The sequence below is a fragment of the Cupriavidus sp. GW821-FHT02F09 genome, from assembly GCF_059421605.1.
The window spans coordinates 91,606-111,869 of the sequence record NZ_JBWKVH010000013.1 but is presented as its reverse complement, the minus strand read 5'-3'; the positions used below and the strand labels follow the sequence as shown (position 1 = coordinate 111,869).

Annotated in this window: 18 protein-coding genes; 9 read left to right on the top strand and 9 right to left on the bottom strand. The window is 68.0% G+C overall.

The genetic code is table 11. The features are described from left to right. The first annotated feature begins 50 nt into the window (after positions 1–50). Positions 51–1,091 carry a GlxA family transcriptional regulator gene (locus tag AC07XB_RS17025; RefSeq protein WP_492828670.1) on the top strand — a complete coding sequence of 347 codons (1,041 nt, stop codon included), beginning with the start codon at positions 51–53 and terminating at the stop codon, positions 1,089–1,091. Here AC07XB_RS17025 and htpX read toward each other — a convergent pair. The 4 genes from htpX to AC07XB_RS17005 form a co-directional block, all read right to left on the bottom strand. Beyond that, a complete protein-coding gene (gene htpX, locus AC07XB_RS17020) occupies positions 1,081–1,959 on the bottom strand; it encodes a protease HtpX (RefSeq protein WP_492828672.1) in 879 nt (292 codons plus the stop codon). The two genes, AC07XB_RS17025 and htpX, sit on opposite strands and share 11 nt — an antisense overlap. Before the next feature lie 163 nt (positions 1,960–2,122). Further along, the gene (locus AC07XB_RS17015; RefSeq protein WP_492828674.1) at positions 2,123–2,539 is read right to left on the bottom strand and encodes a hypothetical protein; all 417 of its coding nucleotides are present in this window, start codon (positions 2,537–2,539) and stop codon (positions 2,123–2,125) included. A gap of 92 nt (positions 2,540–2,631) precedes the next feature. Then, positions 2,632–4,350 carry an FAD-dependent oxidoreductase gene (locus tag AC07XB_RS17010; protein WP_492828676.1) on the bottom strand — a complete coding sequence of 573 codons (1,719 nt, stop codon included), beginning with the start codon at positions 4,348–4,350 and terminating at the stop codon, positions 2,632–2,634. Positions 4,351–4,377: 27 nt separating this feature from the next. Further along, positions 4,378–5,889: a polyamine aminopropyltransferase gene (locus tag AC07XB_RS17005; protein WP_492373500.1), complete on the bottom strand. Its 1,512-nt coding sequence runs from the start codon at positions 5,887–5,889 to the stop codon at positions 4,378–4,380. Between the two features lie 262 nt (positions 5,890–6,151). Here AC07XB_RS17005 and AC07XB_RS17000 point away from each other — a divergent pair, with 262 nt between their 5' ends. The 8 genes from AC07XB_RS17000 (at position 6,152) to AC07XB_RS16965 (ending at position 12,043) form a co-directional block, all read left to right on the top strand. Further along, complete coding sequence (locus tag AC07XB_RS17000) at positions 6,152–6,538, top strand: DUF350 domain-containing protein (protein ID WP_043350632.1); 387 nt, start codon at positions 6,152–6,154, stop codon at positions 6,536–6,538. Between the two features lie 44 nt (positions 6,539–6,582). Next, entirely contained in the window at positions 6,583–7,617 is a 1,035-nt protein-coding gene (locus AC07XB_RS16995) for an SPFH domain-containing protein (protein ID WP_492828678.1), read from the top strand. A gap of 23 nt (positions 7,618–7,640) precedes the next feature. Continuing rightward, positions 7,641–9,161: a DUF4178 domain-containing protein gene (locus tag AC07XB_RS16990; protein WP_492811458.1), complete on the top strand. Its 1,521-nt coding sequence runs from the start codon at positions 7,641–7,643 to the stop codon at positions 9,159–9,161. A gap of 6 nt (positions 9,162–9,167) precedes the next feature. Beyond that, positions 9,168–9,335 carry a hypothetical protein gene (locus AC07XB_RS16985; RefSeq protein WP_158001334.1) on the top strand — a complete coding sequence of 56 codons (168 nt, stop codon included), beginning with the start codon at positions 9,168–9,170 and terminating at the stop codon, positions 9,333–9,335. Between the two features lie 10 nt (positions 9,336–9,345). Continuing rightward, the gene (gene speD, locus AC07XB_RS16980; RefSeq protein WP_492373497.1) at positions 9,346–9,723 is read left to right on the top strand and encodes an adenosylmethionine decarboxylase; all 378 of its coding nucleotides are present in this window, start codon (positions 9,346–9,348) and stop codon (positions 9,721–9,723) included. Between the two features lie 100 nt (positions 9,724–9,823). Then, positions 9,824–10,264: a Cd(II)/Pb(II)-responsive transcriptional regulator gene (locus AC07XB_RS16975; RefSeq protein WP_492373496.1), complete on the top strand. Its 441-nt coding sequence runs from the start codon at positions 9,824–9,826 to the stop codon at positions 10,262–10,264. A 533-nt stretch (positions 10,265–10,797) separates the two neighbouring features. Beyond that, positions 10,798–11,217 carry a nucleoside diphosphate kinase regulator gene (gene rnk, locus AC07XB_RS16970; protein WP_492373495.1) on the top strand — a complete coding sequence of 140 codons (420 nt, stop codon included), beginning with the start codon at positions 10,798–10,800 and terminating at the stop codon, positions 11,215–11,217. Between the two features lie 436 nt (positions 11,218–11,653). Then, positions 11,654–12,043 carry a hypothetical protein gene (locus AC07XB_RS16965; protein ID WP_492828680.1) on the top strand — a complete coding sequence of 130 codons (390 nt, stop codon included), beginning with the start codon at positions 11,654–11,656 and terminating at the stop codon, positions 12,041–12,043. A gap of 230 nt (positions 12,044–12,273) precedes the next feature. Here AC07XB_RS16965 and AC07XB_RS16960 read toward each other — a convergent pair whose 3' ends face one another. From AC07XB_RS16960 to AC07XB_RS16940, 5 genes are all read right to left on the bottom strand, one after another. Then, positions 12,274–15,372, bottom strand: coding sequence for a multidrug efflux RND transporter permease subunit (locus tag AC07XB_RS16960; RefSeq protein ID WP_492373493.1), 3,099 nt, complete (start codon positions 15,370–15,372; stop codon positions 12,274–12,276). Positions 15,373–15,526: 154 nt separating this feature from the next. Next, the gene (locus tag AC07XB_RS16955) at positions 15,527–16,255 is read right to left on the bottom strand and encodes a TetR/AcrR family transcriptional regulator (RefSeq protein ID WP_492373492.1); all 729 of its coding nucleotides are present in this window, start codon (positions 16,253–16,255) and stop codon (positions 15,527–15,529) included. Between the two features lie 130 nt (positions 16,256–16,385). Continuing rightward, complete coding sequence (ypfJ, locus tag AC07XB_RS16950; RefSeq protein WP_174425813.1) at positions 16,386–17,279, bottom strand: KPN_02809 family neutral zinc metallopeptidase; 894 nt, start codon at positions 17,277–17,279, stop codon at positions 16,386–16,388. Positions 17,280–17,380: 101 nt separating this feature from the next. Continuing rightward, on the bottom strand, positions 17,381–18,859 hold the full coding sequence (pyk, locus tag AC07XB_RS16945) for a pyruvate kinase (RefSeq protein WP_416049927.1): 1,479 nt from the start codon (positions 18,857–18,859) through the stop codon (positions 17,381–17,383). A gap of 65 nt (positions 18,860–18,924) precedes the next feature. After that, positions 18,925–20,238: a glycerate kinase type-2 family protein gene (locus AC07XB_RS16940; RefSeq protein WP_492373491.1), complete on the bottom strand. Its 1,314-nt coding sequence runs from the start codon at positions 20,236–20,238 to the stop codon at positions 18,925–18,927. Positions 20,239–20,264: the final 26 nt, after the last annotated feature.

Genomic DNA, 20,264 nt, shown 5'->3' with positions numbered 1-20,264 from the left:
AGCGCACTAGCGCACTCGCGCACGCACACTCTCGCCCTGGGTCACCGTCCATGCCTGCCAGCCATCCCTTGCCGAATGATCCGCCGCGCATCGTCGTGCTCGTCGCGCCGGACCCGGCGCAGGAACTCGACGTGACCGGGCCCAGCGCGGTCTTCGGCCATGCCAACCGGCTCCCCGGCCGGGCCTCGCCGGCCTACGACATCCGCATTGCCAGCGTGCGCGACGACGGCCTGGTGTGCACCGAAAGCGGGATCCGGCTGCTGGCCGACGCGCCGTATCATCGCATCGGCGACATGCTGCCCGGGCCGATCGACACCTTGCTGATCGCCGGCGGCTCAGGCCACGCCGCGGCAGCCAACGACGCGCGCCTGATTGACTGGATCCGCGCGCAGGCACCGCGCGTGCGCCGCCTCGGCGCGGTCTGCACCGGCGCGTTCGTGCTGGCGCGCACCGGGCTGCTGGACCGCCATCGCGCCACCACGCACTGGCGCCACGCCGCGCGGCTGGCGCAGCGCCATCCGCTGGTACAGGTGGACCCGGACCCGATCTGGATCCGCGCGGGCGATCTGTACACCTCGGCCGGCGTGACCGCTGGCATGGACCTGGCGCTGGCCTTGGTGGAGGACGATCTCGGCCATGCCGCCTCGCTGGCCGTGGCGCGCGAACTGGTGCTGTTCCTGCGCCGTCCCGGCAGCCAGGCACAGTTCTCCACGCTGCTGCAGGCGCAGAGCGCGCAAAGCCCGGAGTTGCGTGAATTGCAGGCCTGGATGGCGGAGCACCTGGCGCGCGACCTGTCGGTGCAGGTGCTGGCCGAGCGCGTGGCGATGAGCCCGCGCAACTTCGCGCGCGTGTTCGCGCGGCAGGTCGGCGAGACGCCGGCGCGCTACGTGGAACGGCTACGTGTGGAAGCGGTGCGCAGGATGCTGGAGGAAGATGGGCGACGCCTCGATGGCATCGCCCGTGCGACTGGATTTGCCAACGCCGACGTGATGCGGCAGGCGTTCCAGCGGCATGTGCAGAGCACGCCGGAACGCTATCGGGCAGCGTTCCGGGCGAGGCCAGAGGAGCCCGGCAAGGGCCTCAGGCCTTAGCTTGCAACGCGGCAATGCGCTGCTCGATCGGCGGGTGGCTGGAGAACAGCGACAGCCACGACTTGCCACCGGCAATGCCCATCGCCTGCATGTTCTGCGGCAGGCCTTCGGAGTCCAGGCCGCCCAGCCGGCGCAGCGCCGCCACCATCGGCGTGGGGCTGCCCATGAGCTTGGCCGCGCCGGCATCGGCACGGTATTCGCGATGGCGCGAGAAGGTGGCCACGATGATGCTGGCCAGGATGCCGAACACGATCTCGCAAACCACTACCGTGATCATGTAGCCGATGCCGGGGCCGCTCGATTCCTCATCGTTCTTGCGCAGCATCGAATCCACGAAGTAGCCCACCACGCGCGCCAGGAAGATCACGAAGGTGTTGACCACCCCCTGGATCAGCGTGAGCGTGACCATGTCGCCATTTGCGATGTGGGCGACTTCGTGCGCGAGCACGGCCTCCACTTCGTCGTGCGACATGGTTTGCAGCAAGCCGGTGGAAACGGCCACCAGCGAGCTTTTCTTGGTGGCGCCGGTGGCAAACGCATTGGCTTCGCCTTCATAGATGGCGACTTCAGGCATCGGCAGGCCGGCGCGCTCGGCCAGCTTCTGCACGGTCTGCACCAGCCAGACTTCGGTGCCGTTGCTGGGCTGGGTGATGACTTGCGCGCCGGTCGACCACTTGGCGATGGTCTTGGACATCAGCAGCGAGATGAAGGAACCACCGAAGCCCATCAGCGCGGCGAATGCCAGCAGCATGCCGAGGTTGAGGCCGTTGCCGGTGAGGAAGCGGTTCACGCCCAGCAAGCTGGCGGTGAAACTGAGGACAAGCATGACGGCGAGGTTGGTCGCCAGGAAGAGCAGGACGCGTTTCATTTTTTGTGTGAGGAAGTGATCAATGCCATGGTGAAAACAGGGGCGCGCATCGCAAGCACGCGCAGCGCCAAGGCCAGGCGCGCCGCGTGCAGGAGACTAACGACAGGAAAACCGGGAACCTGACTACGAACGCAAGCAAGGCCAGCGCACGCGCGGGGGAGACTCAGGCGCTGGGAGGGCGCTGCTGAAGGGGGAGGTCGGGGTCGGGCATGACGCCCGCGCGGTGCACGGGCGCTGCGCTGCGGGCAAGCCCTGCGGTAAAGCGCGGGGGCGAGGCCGGCAACAGGGATTCGGCGAGGTCGGCGCCGGGCTGCGACGGATCCTTGGCGTCGCCGGCACTGCCAACGTCAACGTCAGCGGGGCCCGGGGCTCCGCTGGCATCGATGGCGGCAGCATGGGCCGCATCGTCTGCCGTGGCGACAGCGGCGTCTTGTGCCAAGGTGCTGCACGAATCCGCCTGCACCGTGTTGCCCACTGCGCACGTGCGCGCGCCTGCCCAGCTTTGGAAGGGCATGACGGCAAGCATCAGGAGCAGCAGCAGGAAGCGGATTGCGCGCACAAAAATTGGGGTTGGGATCACGTGTCAGGGGGTTCGACACGAAATCGAGCAAAGAATTCTACAGGATGCGGCGCCGCGGCATGTTATGGCGAAAGCATCACTTAGAGCGACGCTCAGCCCAGGATATTCCGTGCGGCGCGCGTACCCCACCAAGCCGCCTCCTCGAACACAGACACGCCGGACAGGTCCGCATGGGCAAACAGGATGCGGCCATCGGCCGCGCGCAGGGCCGCGGCCCCGGCATTGCCCAGAAAGCCCGTGCGCGGCGAGGCCATGGCGTGCCCGCGCACCGTGATTTCCACCGCATCCGCGTGGCGCCAGAAGGCGCGCCCGTAGACCGTGCGCAGATCGGTGGTGGCATAGTCCATCAGCTCGGCGGCGCTGGCCTCGGCCAGCCAGCGGCGGGTGTCGGCGAGCGAGCGCGGCGCCGCGCCGGGGCTGGCCGCAAAGTCCAGCGGACAGTACGCGGTAAAGACCGTGGCTGCCGGCTTTGCCTGCCGGATCAGTTGATGGGTACTCACCACATAGCCCAGCCCGCGTCCGCCATGCACCACGTTGTCCCACGCCAGCGGCACGCCCGGCGCTTCCGGCGGGAAGCCCTGCAGGCGGAAGCTGGACACCATCCAGGACGCGGTGGGCGGCAGGTGGCGCGCCGGGTCGAAGCCGAATTCGCGCAGCGGCGCCACGCGGGCGGCCACATGCAGGGGCATGGCGCAGATCACGCGGCGCGCGCGGATGCGGTAGAGGCGCGGTGGCCGGGCGCCAACGCCATCCGGCCACCAGGCGCACAGCACCGACACCCCACGGCCCTGCTCCTGCACTTGCAGCGCCATGCCGGGACGGCGCCAGGGCTGGTCGCCAGGTTTGACGCCGCGGTGCGCATCGGTGCGCGCCGAGAGCCGCGTCACCAGCGCGTGCAATCCATCCGGCCAGGTCAGCACGGCGCCGTCGGCCGCATCGCTTGCATGGCCCGCGCGGCTGGCGAAGTAGTACAGGCCGGCCCAGGCCGAGATCAGCTCGTGCCCCGCGCCGTAGTCGTCGCGGCAGCAGTAGTCCACATAGGTGTGCAGGGTGGGCGCGGTAAAGCCTTCGGCCAGCATCCACTGCCGCATGCTTTGCTGGTCAAGCCGGGTCCAGGCCGGGTCTTGCGAGGCCAGCGCCAGCGGGATGGCAAAGGCCTTGCGGCCGTCGCTGCCGCGCGCGCTCTTGAGCTGCTCGACGCGCGCGAGAAAGCGCGCGTGCTGCGCCGCTTCCTCGTCCGGCGCAGCGTCGCCAGGCAGCAGGCCGTCGTGCCACTTGCCATCGAAGAACAGGCGCTCGTCCGGCGCATGCACCAGCGCACGCTCGTCGAACTCGGGCCGCGCGGCGAACGGGTCGCGCTGGATTACGCCGGTGTCGGCCAGCATCTCGCGGATATGCGTGGATTCGGGCGAGGGCAGCGGCAGATAGTGCGCGCCGCGCGGGAAGGCCAGGTCGCCGCCGAAACTCCCGGCTGCCGCGTTGCCGCCGAACTCCGGGCCATCCACCAGCAGGAAATCCTTCAGGCCGCCGCGCGCCAGCTGCCACGCGGCGCTGAGCCCGGCCACGCCACCGCCGAGAATGGCAACGTCGGTCACGATCTCATCCTGCGCGGAAACGGTCGACGGCCAGCTGGCGGCATCGCGCAGCGCGTGGCCCTCGGCCATGCCGGGGCGCAGCACCACGGGCACGGGCTCGCGCAGGCCGACGCCGGCCAGGAAGCGGCTGGCATCGTCGCCCAGGCGATCGCAGCCGGATAGCAAGCCCAGGCCGCTCGCGCCAGCGCCGGCGATCAGGAAGCGGCGGCGGTCCATGCCAGCTCCGATTGCGGGGGATGCAGATCAGCGAATGACATTGCGCCAGTCCTGCTCAAAGTCATGCACCAGCGACTGCTCGTTGAGCCGGTTGGCACGCGCCTCGCGCGGCGCCATGTCGGCGGGGAAGCGGAACATCAGCGCAGTGCTGTCAGCGTCGAGGAATTTGAGCGGCACGGTGTAGCGTGTGGGCGGCGTGTAGTCGCCGCGCTTGCCCGCAACGATGAAGCCCCACTCGCCGAATGACGGCACATAGGCGTGGTAGGGCCAGGTATGCAGGCCCGCCTCGCGCAGCGTGGCGTCGATATCCCAGAACGAGCGCGGCGCAAAGTACGGCGAGGTGGACTGCACCACGGCATAGCCCTTCTGCGCGAGGTGGTGCGACATCAGCTTGTACATCGGCACCGAGTACAGCTTGCCCAGGCCGAAGTTGGACGGGTCGGGCAGGTCGACGATGATGGCGTCGAACATCTCGTTGTGCTGCTCCATCCATTGCGCGGCATCCGCATTGACCACCTGCACGCGCGCGTCCTTGAGCGAGCCCTGGTTCAGCGCCACCAGCGGCTCGCTGCGCGAGAACAGCGTGGTCATGGCGGGGTCGAGGTCGACCAGCGTCACGTGCTCGATGTTCTTGTGCTTGAGGATCTCGCGCACGGCCAGCCCGTCGCCGCCGCCGATCACCAGCACGCGGCGCGCCCACGGCAGCGCCTGCAGCACGGGATGCACCAGCGCCTCGTGGTAGCGGTGCTCGTCGCGCGAGGAGAACTGCAGGTTGCCGTTGATATAGAGGCGCATGTCGTCCTTCCAGCGCGTGATCACCAGGCGCTGGTACGGCGTGCTTTCGCTATGGATGATCTCGTCGCCGAACATGCCGCGCTCGGCCCAGTGGGTCAGCCGCCCCGAGGCCAGAAAGCCACCCGCCAGCAGCACCAGCACCAGCGAGGCGCGCAGCATGCGCGACATCACCGGCTTGAGCTCGTCGCGGAAGATATGGATGGTGACAAGCGCCACGCCCGCATTGAGCATGCCAAACAGAAAGCCGGTGCGCGACAGCCCCAGGCGCGGCGCCAGCACCAGCGGGAACACCAGCGAGACAGCCAGCGCGCCAAGGTAGTCGAACGTCAGCACGCGGCTGACCAGCTCGCCAAAGGCGGTGCGGCGCGTGTTGAGCACCCGCATGACCAGCGGGATCTCCATGCCCACCAGCACGCCAAGCACGAACACCATGGCGTAGAGCGCGGTGCGAAAGGGCGCGGACAGCCAGGCGAACACCACGAACAGGAGCGCCGCGGAGATGCCGCCGAGCAGGCCGATCAGGATCTCGATATCGATGAAGCGCGCCAGCACGTCTTCGTCCTTCACATAGCGCGACAGCCAGGAACCCACGCCCATGGCGAACAGGTAGCAGCCGATGATGGAAGAAAACTGGAGAATGGAGTCGCCCAGCAGGTAGCTGGACAGGGCGCCGGCGATCAGCTCGTAGCCGAGCCCGCAGGACGCCACGATCAACACCGAAAGAACAAGGGTACGGTCGCGCATCGGGGCTAGGGAATCGGGGGTCGGAGAGGAAGCCGGGAAGGAAGCCGGGAGGGCAGGCGTGACGCTCAGGCGAGCCGCCGCGCGATGCGCGCACGCCTGGCAAACCGCAAAAAGTTGTAATGAACCGAAATGGACAACGGATATACTTGGGCGCGAACTGCCAACGATGCTGATATCGCCAATATGGCTTCACGATTCACGGCTCGCTTACTGTTGCGGCAGCCCGGAACACCGTCGTAGAACCAGCCGGAGAACAATCAAGATGCAAGCCATCTACGCCTATGTGCTGCACCTGCTGGCCGGCCTTGCCCTGCTGGCGGTGTTCGTCGGAGTCTACACCAGGATCACGCCGTTTCGCGAGTTCGCGCTGATCCGCCAGGGCAACCTCGCGGCGGCGCTTTCGCTGTCGGGGGCGATGATCGGTTTTTGCTTTACGCTGTCGTCCAGCATCCAGCACAACGACACCTTCCTGATGTTCCTGGTGTGGTCGGTGGGGGCGATGCTGGTACAGGCGCTGGCCTACGCGGGCCTGGCGCGCGCGCTGCCCGACATGGATGCAGCGATCGAATCGAACAACATCGGCATGGGCGGCCTGATGGGCGCTATTTCAGTGACGGTCGGCTTGATCAATGCCGCCTGCCTGTCCTGACTTCCTGAACATGCTGGAACAACGCTGAGAACCTGGGGATTGCCATGAGCATCGGATCGTTCATCAAGAAGCAGTTTATCGACATCCTCCAGTGGACGGAGGACACGGACGGCGTACTGGCCTGGCGCTATCCGATGGAGGATATGGAAATCCAGTACGGTGGCAGCCTGACCGTGCGCGAGTCGCAGATGGCGGTGTTCGTCAACGAAGGCAAGATCGCCGACGTGTTCGGGCCCGGCATGCACAAGCTCACCACGCAAACGCTGCCGGTGCTGACCTACCTGAAGAACTGGGACAAGCTGTTCGAGTCGCCCTTCAAGTCGGATGTGTACTTCTTCAGCACGCGCCTGCAGATCGGCCGCAAGTGGGGCACCGCCCAGCCGATTACCATCCGCGACGCCGATTTCGGCATGGTGCGGCTGCGCGCCTTCGGCCTGTACTCGTACAAGATGGCCGACGCCGCCAGGTTCTATACCGAGATCAGCGGCACGCGCGCCGAGTACACCCGCGACGAGGTGGAAGAGCAACTGCGCAACCTGCTGATCGCCACCATGACCGCCACGCTGGGCAGCGCCTCGGTGCCCTTCCTGGACATGGCCGCCAACCAGGCGCTGATGTCGCAGACCATCCGCGACAAGCTGGCGCCGGAGTTCGAGCGCTATGGCGTGGCGCTGGATAACTTCGCGGTGACCAATGTGTCGCTGCCGGAAGAACTGCAAAAGGCCATTGACACCCGTATCTCCATGGGCATGATGGGCGATATGGCGAAGTTCACGCAGTATCAGGTCGCCACCTCGATCCCGCTGGCCGCGCAGAACGAGGGCGGCGTGGCCGGCCTTGGCGCCAGCCTGGCGGCCGGCGCGGTGATGGGCCAGGCGATGGCGGGCGGGCTTGGCGCCGCCGCCGGCGTCCAGCCTGCCGCACCCGCTGCGGCAGCGGCGCCGGCCGCAGTGGCCGCACCTGCCGACGATCCCGCCGCACGCCTGCAAAAGCTCAAGGACCTGCTCGACAAGAGCCTGATCTCCCAGGCGGAGTTCGACACCGCCAAGGCCGAGATCCTCAAGAAACTGATCGGCTGAGCGCGCGCCCTTATCCCTTAAGCATGCAAGAAATCAACTGCCCAAGCTGCGGCGCGCCGGCGGCCTTCCGCTCGTCTGCCGCGGTGATGGTGGTGTGCGAGTTTTGCCACAGCACGCTGCTCAAGGACGCCGACACGGTCAAGGACGTCGGCAAGATGTCCACCGTGCTGGAGGACTACACGCCGCTGCAGATCCACACCTCGGGCCAGTGGGACGGGCAGGGCTTCACCCTGGTCGGCCGCATCCAGCTGCGCTACGACTCCGGCCTGTGGAACGAGTGGTACCTGCTGTTCGACGACGGCAGCGACGGCTGGCTGGCGGATGCCTCCGGCCAGTACATGCTGACGCGGCGCGTCACGGCCGAGCAATCCGCCGCCCAGCTCAACGGCGTGGCGCTGCCGCGCTATGACCAGCTCACGCCCGGCACGCCCCTGTACTTCGACAAGCATCGCTACCTGGCCAGCGACGTGCGCAGCGCGCGCTGCACCGGTGGGCAGGGGGAGCTGCCGTTCGCGGTAGGCGCCGGCTGGACCGCGCAGGTTGCGGACTTCCGCGACGAAGGCCGTTTCCTCACGCTCGACTACGCCGATGGCGATCCGCCCGCCATCTATACCGGCCAGGCGGTCACGCTCGACCAGCTCAAATGCCAGCTGCTGCGCGAAGCCGACCAGATCGCCGGCACCGCCGACCGCTACCGCGGCAAGGCCGTGCCGCTGGCCTGCCCGGGCTGCGGCGGCCCGATCGCCTACCGCGCGGGTGTGGCCAGCTTCGTGGTCTGCCCGAGCTGCCACAGCGAAATCGACTGCTCCACCTCCACGGCGCTCGTGCTGGAAAAGCAGCGTGAGCTCGACGCGCTCAAGACCAGCCTGGCGCCGGGCGACATCGGCAACATCGACGGCAAGCCGTACACGGTGCTGGGCCTGATGCAGTGCACCGACAACGACGAGGAAGAAGCCTCCACCTGGGTCGAGTATCTGCTGTTCAACGAGCAGCGTGGCCTGATGTGGCTGGTGGAGCAGGACAGCGGCTGGGACCGGGTCGAGGTACTGGATACCTGGCCGCGCATGGTCTCCGGCACGGCCGCAAGCTACCAGGGCCAGACGTTCCAGCAGGGCTACGACTACGAGAGCGAGGTGCTGTACGCAGCCGGCACCTTCAACTGGCGCGTCAAGGTGGGCGACACCACGCGCCTGACCGAATTCGGCAAGCCGGCGCGCCGGCTCACGCGCGAGACCTCCGGCACGGAGATCGTCTGGACTTTGTCCACCACCGTGGCGCGCGCGCAGCTGGCGCAGTGGTTCAAGTCCAGCCCGGGGCTGGCCGAGGCCGCCCGCGCGCCGCAGGCAGCGCGCGCATCGGCTGCGGGCAATAGCGCCGACCTCGCCTTTTGCCGCAAGAGCGCCAAGGTCTACGCCATCCTCCTCGCCATCCTCAATGTCCCGGTGGCGCTCGTCACCGATCGGGGCTGGTTCACTATCGTCATCGGTTTCCTGCTGCTTTGGGTGCCGATCTGGCTGGTCCAGCGCTGGGCCGGAAAGGATTGAGTCAGCGTGCGCCTGCTTTATCTTGTCTACGGCATCATCGTGCTGTTCGGCACGACCTTCTTCAACATCGGCGAATCCACCGGTTCCGGCTCGTCCGGATACGCGAGCTCGCGTGGCTGGAGCGGCGGTTCCTCCGGCTCCAGCGGCTGGTCCTCCGGCGGCGGCCACAAATGAGCCCGCGGCCATGAACGCGCCAGCCCTGCCTTGCCCGGCCGTGCTCGGCCACCACCTGCTTGCCGACATGCAAGGCGTGGCGAGCGATCTGCTGGCCGATGCCGCACTGGTCGAGCGCGTGCTTTACCAGGCGGCGCAGGCCGCCGGCGCCACCGTGGTGGATGCGCGCTTCCGGCACTTCGGGCCGGGGCTGGGCGTGACCGGGGTGCTGCTGCTCAAGGAGTCGCACATCAGCATCCATACCTGGCCCGAGTACGGCTTTGCCGCCGTGGATGTGTTCATGTGCGGCGCCGCCCGGCCAGAGCTGGCGGTGGAGGTGGTGCGCGCGGCCTTCGTGCCGCGCACGCTTACGCTGCGCGATCAGGCGCGGGGCCCGGCGCCTGGCTGAGCGCGAAGCTGGCAAGGCTTGCCGCGATGGTCTACACTGCTGGGTAACCCCGTAATTACTACAGGGTATTTGTTGCGGTCGGGAGTGACCTGGAGTCGGCATGCGTATCGGTGAGCTTGCAAAGCACAGCAGTTGCGACGTGGAGACCATCCGCTATTACGAGCGCGAAGGCCTGCTCGACGCGCCCCAGCGCGAGGACAACGGCTATCGCCGCTACGGCGACGGCCATTTGCTGCAGCTGAACTTCGTGCGGCACTGCCGCTCCCTCGGCATGAGCCTGTCCGATGTGCGCAGGCTGCGCGACTTCGAGCGCGATCCGGCCCTGGCCTGCGACGATATCAACAGCCTGCTGGATCGCCAGATCGAGCAGATCCACGCCCAGCGCGTGGCGCTGGAGGCGCTGGAAGGGCAGTTGCGGGCACTTCGCCATACTTGCGACCAGCCCCATCCGGTCAGCGAATGCGGCATCCTGCAGAACCTGCAGCAAGCTGCCGCCGGCGCCGCCTGCGAGTGCCATCCGCATCCGGAGCGCCACGCGTAAGGGTTGCGCCCCGGTGCCTGAAAGGTGCCGGCTATGCTACGATCCCTTTACCTGCCGCGCACCAAGCTGGTGAAAAAGCGGCGGGCCGAGCCCGCGACGAAGCCTTTGAGTGAGCCATTGCTCTCGTCAGTTTCGCCGCATGGCGCGCTTTCCGGATTTTCCATTCCAATTGCTGCCGCACCCAATGACGCCTTGCTGCCTGTCGCCGATTGCTGTCGAGCTTGCCCCTGTCGGGCAGGCTGGCGCGACCGTGCGCGCAGTCCAGGCGCCGCGCGCACAAGCCAAACAGGCGATTGCCTGCCGCCGGATCAGCGCACCGCTTGATCCTGCCCGGTTCCCAGCCTGACGTTCCCCCCAACGCAGGCAGACGCTGAACCGGGCCGAGTCACTCCCTGTTCGCGGTTTTCCCGCCGGTACTGACCGCCGGTAACGGCCCACCTTGTTTCATGACCTGGCAACGCCAGGAGCCGATCCCCGACGGATCGCTCCAGCCTGTTCCGGGTCGCCGCATCGCCACTTAGCGAGGATTCATCATGACGGCATCGTCCAAACAACAACCGACCCTTTACCTGACCGAGCTCGACGTGACCCGTCTGGAGCGCATCGCGGGCCGCGCCGGCGCCGCGCCGCTGGCTGAAATGCTCGACAGCATCCTCGAGCGCGCGGCCATCGTGCCGGCCGAGGCGATTCCCAAGGATGTGGTCACCATGAACTCCAGCCTGCTGTGCGCGCTGGAGGGCGAGGCCACACCGCGCCGCTGGACGCTGGTCTACCCGGACACCGCCGATTTCGATGAAGGCCGCCTGTCGGTACTGTCGCCGATCGGCCGTGTGCTGCTGGGCGCGCGCGCCGGGCAGACCGTGAGCTACCGCCTGCCGGACGGACGTGAGCAAAGCGTCACCGTGGTGGAGCTGTCTTTCCAGCCTGAGGCCAACGGCCAGTACACCGTATAAGGCCTGGTCAAAAACTTATCCGGCACTTTTTGGGTACTTTCAGGCCGATTCAAGGCTGATTCCGGGCGCCGGTCGTGGCGCCCTGGCGCGCGCGCATCGGCGCCGCCCATCCCGCAAAACGCTAGCCCGCCAGCAAGCTGTTCGCCCGCAGACCGGCCTGAGGCCTGGGCTGGCGGGCCATCAGGCATCGCTTCGGCCACCCGCCGCGCCCCCTCGCAAGCCCTCCCGTCACGCCATTGGGCGGCCAATCCGCGCCGTTCGTCCGACTTTCCAGCGTTTCACGACTCGCAACGCACCATTCGTCGCAGTGGTATTTCTCCTTGCCCGCCAAGCCACTAATCTTCAGTCCGTGCCTGCAGCGCAACATAGATTTGCCGGGGCAGCTAGTACAGCAAATTAAAAGCAAGAACGACACAATCAGTTGAAGGAGTCCCAAATGAATGCCAAACGCATCCTTGGCGGCGTTCTCGCCGTGCTGATGGTGGCCTCGTCGGCCGCGGCACTGGCAGCGCCCGCCAACAGCAAGGTCGGCAAGTTCGACGTGTACGCCGACGCGTTGCGCACCGGCAAGTTTGATACGTTCACCGATGGCGCCAAGGCCGGCAAGTTCGACACGTTCACCGATGGCGCCAAGGCTGGCAAGTTCGACACGTTCACCGACGGCGCCAAGGCTGGCAAGTTCGACACGTTCACCGACGGCGCCAAGGCTGGCAAGTTCGACACGTTCACCGATGGTGCCCGCGGCGCTTTCCGCGGCGAGATCGCAGCCAGCTCGCTGGACAACTCGCGCGGCGGCGACGGTTCGCTGTACGGCTACCGGGTCTGAAACCGACCCCCGTGGTACCTGGAGGCCACTTTGGTGGCCGCCAAGTACTACTTTTGCTCCCCGTTTTATCTCCCACCTGCCCGGCTGACCTCCTCCTCCTTTTCTCTCCCGCCGGGTGGGTGATTTTTACCCGCCGCTCCCCGCACTAGCTGCCTTTCGTATTTCCTCCGGCAGCCTTGCAAGACCCCCACCCCGACTATCCCGAACGCCGCAGGCCGGCACGCGCCTTGTCATTCCCGTTCGCGCCCGGCACGCCTGCGCCCGATCAAGACATAGAGCAACGGCACCGCCAGCGAGCCGATCACGGTGGCGCCCAGCATGCCGCCCAGCACCCCGGTGCCGACCGCGCGCTGCGCGGCCGCACCCGGGCCGGTGCTGATCGCCAGCGGCACCACGCCCAGGATAAAGGCCAGCGAGGTCATCACCACCGGGCGCAACCGCTGGCGGGCGGCCTGGCCGGCGGCTTCCAGCAGGTCCATGCCGCCGCGGCGCAACTGCTCGGCGTATTCCACCACCAGGATGGCGTTCTTGGCCGCCAGCCCCATGATCACCACGCCGCCCACCTTGAAGTAGACGTCGTTCGGCATGCCGCGCAGCCAGATCGCCACCAGCGCGCCAACGAGGCCCGCCGGCACGATCAGCAGCACTGCCAGCGGCAAGGTCCAGTTTTCATAGAGCGCCACCAGGCACAAGAAGATGAACAACATCGACAAGGCGAACAGCCACGGCGCCTGCGTGCCGCTTTGCTGCTGCTCGAAGGCGCGTCCGGTCCAGCGCACGTCGTAGGCGCCGCCCAGCTCGCGCACCCTGGCCGTGAGGCGTTCCATGGCTGTGCCGGTGCTGTTGCCCGGCGCCACTTCGGCGTTGATGCGCACCGAGGTGAGCCCGTTGAACCGCTCCAGCGTCGCTTCGCCCTTGCCCCAGGCCAGTTCGGCGAAGGCACCCAGCGACACCATGCCACCGCTGGCATTGCGCACATGCACGCGGGACAGCTTGGCCGGGTCCATGCGGTAAGGCGCATCCGCTTGCAGGATCACCCGGCGGATACGGCCTTCGCGCGCGACTTCGTCGATATAGCGCGAGCCCAGGGTGGCCGACAGCGCATGGTGGATGGCCTGCGGCTCCACGCCAAAGCTGCGCGCGCGCTCGTAGTCGATGTGCAGGTCCAGCGCCGGCGCCGGCTGGCCAGTGGTGGCGCGCACCTCGCCCAGCGACGGCTCATCCTTGACGGCGGCAAGCAGCTTGTCGCGCGCGGCAAACAGCGCTTCGCGCCCGGAGCCGGCCTGCGCCACCAGCCGCATGTCGAGCCCGCCGGTGCTGCCCAGCTCGGGCAGGGCCGCGCCGTTATACGCGTACAGCTGCGCCTGTCCCCGCCCAGGCCACGCTTCCAGCCCGGCCTGGAGCCTGGCCAGCACTGCGTCCGCGCGTTCGTCGGCGCCGCGCTCCGACCAATCCCGCAGCGCCAGGTACATGCTGGCGCGCTGCTCGCCGTTGCCGGAATTGCTCCAGCCCAGCACGGCGAAGGTCGAGCGCACGGGATACTTGCCGGCTTTCAGCCACGCCTCCAGCGCCGCCACGGTGGCGCGCGTCTGCTCCTGCGTGGCACCCGCGGGCAGTTCCATATCGATCACCAGCTCGCCGGTGTCCTCCTCGGGCAGGAAGCCGGCGGGGATCTGCCACATCAGCACGCCACCGGCCACCGCCAGCGCCAGGTAGATGCCCAGCCAGCGCAGGCGGCGCCGCTGCAGCGCCAGTACCCAGCCGGCATAGCGCGCGGTGAGCGCCGTGAAGCCGCGCTCGAACCAGGCCAGCGGGCCGCGCTGCGGGTGCGGGGCATGGCGCAGCAGGCTGGCGCACATGGCCGGCGCCAGCGAAAGCGCGAAGAACAGCGAGAAGGCAATGGAGATCGCCAGCGTGATGGCGAAGTGCCGATAGATCACGCCCACCGCACTGCCCAGGAACGCCATCGGCACGAACACCGCGCACAGCACCAGCGTGACACCTACCAGCGCGCCGGACACTTCGCGCATCGAGCGGGCCGCCGCCTCCATGGCGTCCACACCATCTTCGCGCATGATCCGCTCGACGTTCTCCACCACCACGATGGCGTCGTCGACCAGGATGCCGATCGCCAGCACCACGCCAAACAGCGTGATCACGTTGAGAGACAGGCCAAACGCGTACAGGCAGGCCACAGTGCCAAGCAGCGAGACCGGCACCACGATCACCGGGATCAGCGTGGCGCGCAGGTTGCCGAGGAACAGGTAGAGGATCAGGAAGACCAGCGCCGTGGCTTCGCCCAGCGTGGTCAGCACGCGCCAGATCGAGCGTTCGACGAACTGCGCGCTGTCGGATGAGATCTCGTAACGCATGCCCGCGGGGAAGCCGCGCGCGGCTTCGTCAAGCGCGGCGCGCACCGCGCGCGAGGTGGCCAGTACGTTAGCGCCGTCTGCCAGCTTGAGGCCGATCGAGGCTGCCACCTGGCCGTCGTGGCGCGAGCTGTAGCGGTAGTCGCTGGCGCCCAGCTCCACCCGCGCCACGTCGCGCAGCCGTACCAGCGAGGCGTCGCCGCCGGCGCGCACCACGATCTGGCCGAAGGCCTCCGGCTCGGCGAGCGGCCGGGGCGGGCGCACCAGCGCCTGGTAGGGCTGGCCCGGCACCGCCGGCGCACCGCCGAGCTGGCCCGGGGTGACGTCGCCGTTGCGCGCCTTGATGGCCTGCTCGACGTCCGCGGCTGTCAGGCCGTAGGCGTTGAGCTTGTCGGGGTCGAACCAGATGCGCAGTGCGTACTCGGCACCATAGGGTTCCGCCTTGCCGATGCCGGGCAGGCGGCGCAGCATCGGCAGCACCGAAGCGGCGGCAAAATCGCCGAGCGCGGTTTCGTCGAGCTGGCTGTTCTGCGACACCAGCGAGACATACATGAAGGGGCTGCTGCCGGCTTGGTCCACGAAGATGCCGCCGCGGCGCACCGCCTCCGGCAACAGCGGCTCGGCTTGCATGACGCGGTTGCGCACGTTGACCTGCGCCAGCTGCGCATCGGTGCCCTGGCGGAAGCCCAGCGTGATGGTAGCGGCGCCGCCCTCGCTGCTGGCATCCAGGTAGAGCAGCCCGGGAATGCCGTGCATCTGCTGCTCCAGCACTGCGGTCACCGCATCTTCCACGGTACGCGCCGACGCGCCGGCATAGTCCGCGTAGACGATCACGGTGGGCGGCGCCACCGCCGGATACTGGGCGATGGGAATGCGGGTGAGGGCGATCAGGCCCGCCACCATGGTGAGAATGGCAATAACCCACGCGAACGCGGGCCGGCGAAGAAAAAAGGACGCCATGGCACATTGGATTGTTTTGCGCCGGCGCGGCAGCTAGCCGCCGCGCTGGCGCGGTGGAACGGATCCGGCGCGCGGGCACCGCGAGATGCGAGCGGTGAAACGCGCCGGGCAGCGTGGCACAAACGCTGTGAGGGAAGTGTGTCTGGCCGTCGCTCTAGCGGGACGGTCGGGAGAAGCCGCGCAGCAGCGCCGTGAGCAGCACCTGCTGCCGATGCACCAGCGGCTGCCAGTCCTCGCGGGGCAGGTGCTCGAACGTGATATCGAGCGCGGCCAGCCCGTGCACGGCAGTCCACAGCGCGTTGGTGACATCGCCGGGGTCGTACATGGAATCGATCAGCGCGGTGGCTTGCTGGTCATGCACGCAGGCCATCAGCACCGCGTTCACCGGGTCTTCCGGGAAACGCTCGCCCCAGCGCAGGTCGATCGCGCGCTCGGCGTCGGCCGGCAGGCCCATCATCATCATCAGGTGATAGCTGTGGCGGTTGGCCAGGGCCCACGCCACATAGGCATCGAGCACGGCCGGCAACGCCAGGGCAGGCGTACCCGCGGCGGCGCGCGCGGCGGCCAGTGCCGCCGCGAGGCGTACCCAGTCCTGCGCGCACAGCTCGAACAGCAGTGCGGTCTTGTCGTCGAAATGCCGGTAGATGGCGGCCGCGCTATAGCCGCAGCGCTCGCCGATGCGGCGCAACGTGACGCCGCTGAAGCCCGCCTCGGCAAACAACGCGCGGGCAGCATTGAAAAAGGCTTCGCGCACACTTTCGCGCCGCAGCTCGGCACCGCTGACCCGCGCAACGGGCGCGCCGGCGCGTGCGGCAACCGGCGTGGCGGGTGCACTCACGGGCGGGGCCGACAGGCTGGATTGCGTTGGGCGGGTGGCGGACATGGCCGCGATTATAAACACCGCTCACTTTGTGAACAACGTTTACATGGCGAATTCAGCACAAATAAGTGCCCCACCAGCGAGGGGGCGCTGCCCGGAGCGCCGGCGCAGCGCGGTCATCCAGCGGCGTGGCTCAGAGTTGCTTGGCCGCGAAGGTGTCGCACTTGCGGATGTCGCCGCTGGTCAGGCCCTGGCGCAGCCAGCGCGTGCGCTGCTCGCTGGTGCCGTGGGTGAACGCCTCTGGCACGACATAGCCCTGGGCCTGCTTTTGCAGGCGGTCGTCGCCGATGGCGGCGGCGGCCTTGAGGCCTTCCTCGATATCGCCGGGCTCCAGCAACTGCTGGTTCATGCGCTCTGCGGTAGCGGCCCATACGCCGGCCAGGCAATCGGCCTGCAGTTCCACGCGCACCGACAACTGGTTGGCCTGCGCCTCGCCCATGCGGCGGCGCGCGGCGTCGACCTTGCCCGACACGCCGAGCAGGTTCTGCACATGATGGCCAATCTCGTGGGCAATCACGTAGGCCTGGGCAAAATCGCCGCCAGCCCCGAAGCGCTGGCGCAATTCATCGTAAAAGGCCAGGTCGATATAGACCTTCTGGTCGCCCGGGCAATAGAACGGCCCCATGGCCGACTGGCCCGTGCCGCAGGCGGTAGGCGTGGCGCCCGAGAAGATCACCAGCGTGGGCGGCGCATAGCGGCGGTTGAGATCGGTCTCGAAGATATGCGACCAGGTGCGCTCGGTGTTACCGAGCACCTTGCGCACGAAGACCGTCATCTGGTCCTTGGCGGGGGGATGGCTGGGCACATGCTGCTGTTGCGGCGCTTGCTGCTGCGAGCCCTGCAGCACCGAGGCGCCCTGCATGATCACGGAAGGGTCGATGCCAAAGAAATAAGACGCCGCCAGCGCCACCAGGATGGTGCCGATGCCGAGCGTCTTGGGCCCCGCGCCAAAGCCGCCGAAACCGCCGGAGCCTTCACCCCGGCGGTCTTCTACATTCTGGCTTTCGGCTTCGTCGTCGAGACGCATGGTGGCTCCGCATTACTGGTTGATCGCCGCGGCAAAAAGGTGGCCGCAGCGTGTCGATCAGTATAGCAACGGCAATGCCGCCAACGCATGCGTGTGGTGTATCAGGCGGTAACCGCCGGTGCCGTGCTGGCAGTGGCTTGCCCCTGCGCCTTGCCCGGCTCCGCGCCGCCGATTTCGGCCACGCGCAGCAGGTTGGTGGTGCCGCCCTGGCCAAACGGCATGCCTGCCGCGATGGTGATCTGGTCGCCGGGTTCGGCATAGCCTTCCGCCAGCGCCGCGCGGGTTGCCGCATTCACCATCTCGTCCACGCTTTGCACGTCCGGGCTGACGGTGGAATGCACGCCCCACGCAATCGCCAGCCGCCGTGCGATTTCCAGGTTCGGCGTGATGCTGACGATGGGCGCGCACGGCCGCTCGCGTGCGGCGCGCAGCGCGGTGGAGCCCGACGAGGTGTAGGTGACGGTAGCCACCGCGCCGATGATCTGCGTGACCTCGCGCAGCGCCGCGCAGATCGCATCCTGGCGGGTGGACAGCGGCGCCTCATGCCCCGCGTCCAGCAGGTTGCGGTACAGCGGATCGCGCTCCACCTCGGTGATGATGCGGTTCATGATGGCCACCGCCGGCACCGGGTGGCGGCCGTTGGCCGACTCGGCCGACAGCATCACCGCATCGGCGCCGTCATAGATGGCGCTGGCCACATCGGACGCCTCGGCGCGCGTGGGCACCGGCGAATCGATCATCGATTCCAGCATCTGCGTGGCGATCACGATGGGTTTGCCGTGCTGGCGGCAGATGCGCAAGATGCGCTTCTGCACACCCGGCACACGCTCCGGCGGCAGTTCCACGCCCAGGTCTCCGCGCGCCACCATCACCGCATCGGACACGCGCACGATTTCCTCGAGCTGCTGCAGCGCGGCGGGCTTTTCGATCTTGGACAGCACGCCGGCACGGGTGCCGATGATCTCGCGCGCTTCCACGATGTCGGCCGGGCGCTGCACGAACGACAGCGCGATCCAGTCGGCGCCCAGCGCCAGCGCGAAGTCGAGGTCCTTGCGGTCCTTCTCGGTCAGGGCGGGGATCGGGATCACGGCGTCGGGCACGTTCACGCCCTTGCGGTCGGACAGCGTGCCGTGGTTGACCACGCGCGTGGCGATGCTGCCGCTGGCCACCGCCTCGATCTTCAACTGCACCTTGCCGTCGTCGATCAGCAGCGACTGACCCGGCGCGGCCACCCGGAACAGTTCCGGATGTGGCAGGTGCACGCGGGTGGCGTCGCCCGGGCTGGGGTCGCTGTCGAGCACGAAGGCGTCGCCGGCCTTGACCGCCACCTTGCCCGCGGCGAAGGTGCCGATGCGCAGCTTGGGGCCTTGCAGGTCGGCCAGCACGGCGATGGGGCGGCCGGTCTCGGCCTCGACCTGGCGCACGGCGTCGTAGCGGCGCTTGTGGTCGTCGTGCGAGCCGTGGCTGAAGTTCAGGCGGAAGACATCCGCTCCGGCTTCGAACAACTGACGGATCACCTCGATGTCGGTGCTGGCCGGTCCGAGCGTGGCAACGATCTTGGCTTTGCGCTGGCGTCTCATTTTGTCTCCTCTTCCAATCTCGGGCGGCGCGCCGCGATGGGCGCGCCGTTGTTCAAATTCAGGGCTTACACAATCAGGATGGCGCGGAAATCGTTCACATTGGTACGGGTCGGGCCGGTAACGATCAGGTCGTCCAGGCCGGCGAAGAAGCCGTAGCCGTCGTTGTTGCCGAGGTGCGCGCGCGCGGACAGTCCGCGTGCCTCGGCACGGGTCAGCGTATCGGGGGCGAGCAACGCACCGGCGTTGTCTTCGGAACCATCGATGCCGTCGGTGTCGCAGGCAATGGCATGCACGCCCGGCAGGCTGTCCAGTGCGACCGCGAGCGCCAGCAGGAATTCGGCATTGCGCCCGCCGCGGCCGCTGCCGCGCACCGTCACCGTGGTCTCGCCGCCGGACAGGATCACGCAAGGCTTCCTGAACGGCTGGCCATGCCGCGCAACCTGCCGCGCGATGGCGGCATGCACCAGCGCCACATCGCGCGATTCGCCTTCGATGCTGTCGGACAGGATGTGGGCTTCAACGCCCAGCTCGCGCGCGCGCGCCGCCGCGGCTTCCAGCGATTGCTGCGCGGTGGCCAGCGTGACGCTGCGATGGCCGTCGAAGCGCGCATCGCCGGGCTTGGGCGTTTCGCCCGCGCCGCTCTCCAGGTGCGCGCGCACATTGGCGGGCACGTCGATGCCGTACTTGGCGATCACCGCCAGCGCATCGGCGCAGCTGGTGGCGTCGGGCAGGGTCGGGCCGCTGGCGATCAGCGTGGGATCGTCACCGGGAATATCGGAAATCAACAGGGTCTCGACGCGTGCGGGCGCACAGTGCAATGCCAGCCGGCCGCCCTTGAGCGCCGACAGGTGCTTGCGCACGCAGTTCATCTCGCCGATGTTGGCGCCGCTCTTTAGCAGCGCGCGGTTCACGGCTTGCTTGTCGGCAAGCGTGATGCCGTCGGCCGGCGCGGCCAGCAGCGCGGAGCCGCCGCCGGAGATCAGGCACAGCACCAGGTCGTCGGCGGTCAGGCCCTTGACCAGCGCCACCATGCGCTGCGCGGCGCGCTGGCCGGCTTCGTCGGGCACCGGGTGCGCGGCCTCCACCACCTCGATACGCTGGCACGGCGCGCCATGTCCGTAGCGCGTCACAACCAGTCCGGAAATCTCGCCTTGCCAGTGCGCCTCGACGGCTTGCGCCATGGCGGCGGCGGCCTTGCCGGCACCGATCACCACCGTGCGGCCCTTGGGCGGCGTGGGCAGTTGCGGCGGCAGGCAATGGCTGGCGCTGACGGCGGCAACCGCGGTATCGAACAGGTCGCGCAGCAGGGCGCGCGGATCGGTGAGTCCGGCAGGGCGCTGGGGCGCCAGCAAGGTAGGGTAGGAATCGGTGGCGAGCATGACGGGATCCGGAAGTGCTGCGTTCC

Bases quoted from the DNA above. Each gene is read 5' to 3' on its own strand.
- AC07XB_RS17025 (WP_492828670.1), top strand. From the start codon at position 51: ATGCCTGCCAGCCATCCCTTGCCGAATGATCCGCCGCGCATCGTCGTG.
- htpX (WP_492828672.1), bottom strand. From the start codon at position 1,959: ATGAAACGCGTCCTGCTCTTCCTGGCGACCAACCTCGCCGTCATGCTT.
- AC07XB_RS17010 (WP_492828676.1), bottom strand. From the start codon at position 4,350: ATGGACCGCCGCCGCTTCCTGATCGCCGGCGCTGGCGCGAGCGGCCTG.
- AC07XB_RS17005 (WP_492373500.1), bottom strand. From the start codon at position 5,889: ATGCGCGACCGTACCCTTGTTCTTTCGGTGTTGATCGTGGCGTCCTGC.
- AC07XB_RS17000 (WP_043350632.1), top strand. From the start codon at position 6,152: ATGCAAGCCATCTACGCCTATGTGCTGCACCTGCTGGCCGGCCTTGCC.
- AC07XB_RS16995 (WP_492828678.1), top strand. From the start codon at position 6,583: ATGAGCATCGGATCGTTCATCAAGAAGCAGTTTATCGACATCCTCCAG.
- AC07XB_RS16990 (WP_492811458.1), top strand. From the start codon at position 7,641: ATGCAAGAAATCAACTGCCCAAGCTGCGGCGCGCCGGCGGCCTTCCGC.
- speD (WP_492373497.1), top strand. From the start codon at position 9,346: ATGAACGCGCCAGCCCTGCCTTGCCCGGCCGTGCTCGGCCACCACCTG.
- AC07XB_RS16975 (WP_492373496.1), top strand. From the start codon at position 9,824: ATGCGTATCGGTGAGCTTGCAAAGCACAGCAGTTGCGACGTGGAGACC.
- rnk (WP_492373495.1), top strand. From the start codon at position 10,798: ATGACGGCATCGTCCAAACAACAACCGACCCTTTACCTGACCGAGCTC.
- AC07XB_RS16965 (WP_492828680.1), top strand. From the start codon at position 11,654: ATGAATGCCAAACGCATCCTTGGCGGCGTTCTCGCCGTGCTGATGGTG.
- AC07XB_RS16960 (WP_492373493.1), bottom strand. From the start codon at position 15,372: ATGGCGTCCTTTTTTCTTCGCCGGCCCGCGTTCGCGTGGGTTATTGCC.
- AC07XB_RS16955 (WP_492373492.1), bottom strand. From the start codon at position 16,255: ATGTCCGCCACCCGCCCAACGCAATCCAGCCTGTCGGCCCCGCCCGTG.
- ypfJ (WP_174425813.1), bottom strand. From the start codon at position 17,279: ATGCGTCTCGACGACGAAGCCGAAAGCCAGAATGTAGAAGACCGCCGG.
- pyk (WP_416049927.1), bottom strand. From the start codon at position 18,859: ATGAGACGCCAGCGCAAAGCCAAGATCGTTGCCACGCTCGGACCGGCC.
- AC07XB_RS16940 (WP_492373491.1), bottom strand. From the start codon at position 20,238: ATGCTCGCCACCGATTCCTACCCTACCTTGCTGGCGCCCCAGCGCCCT.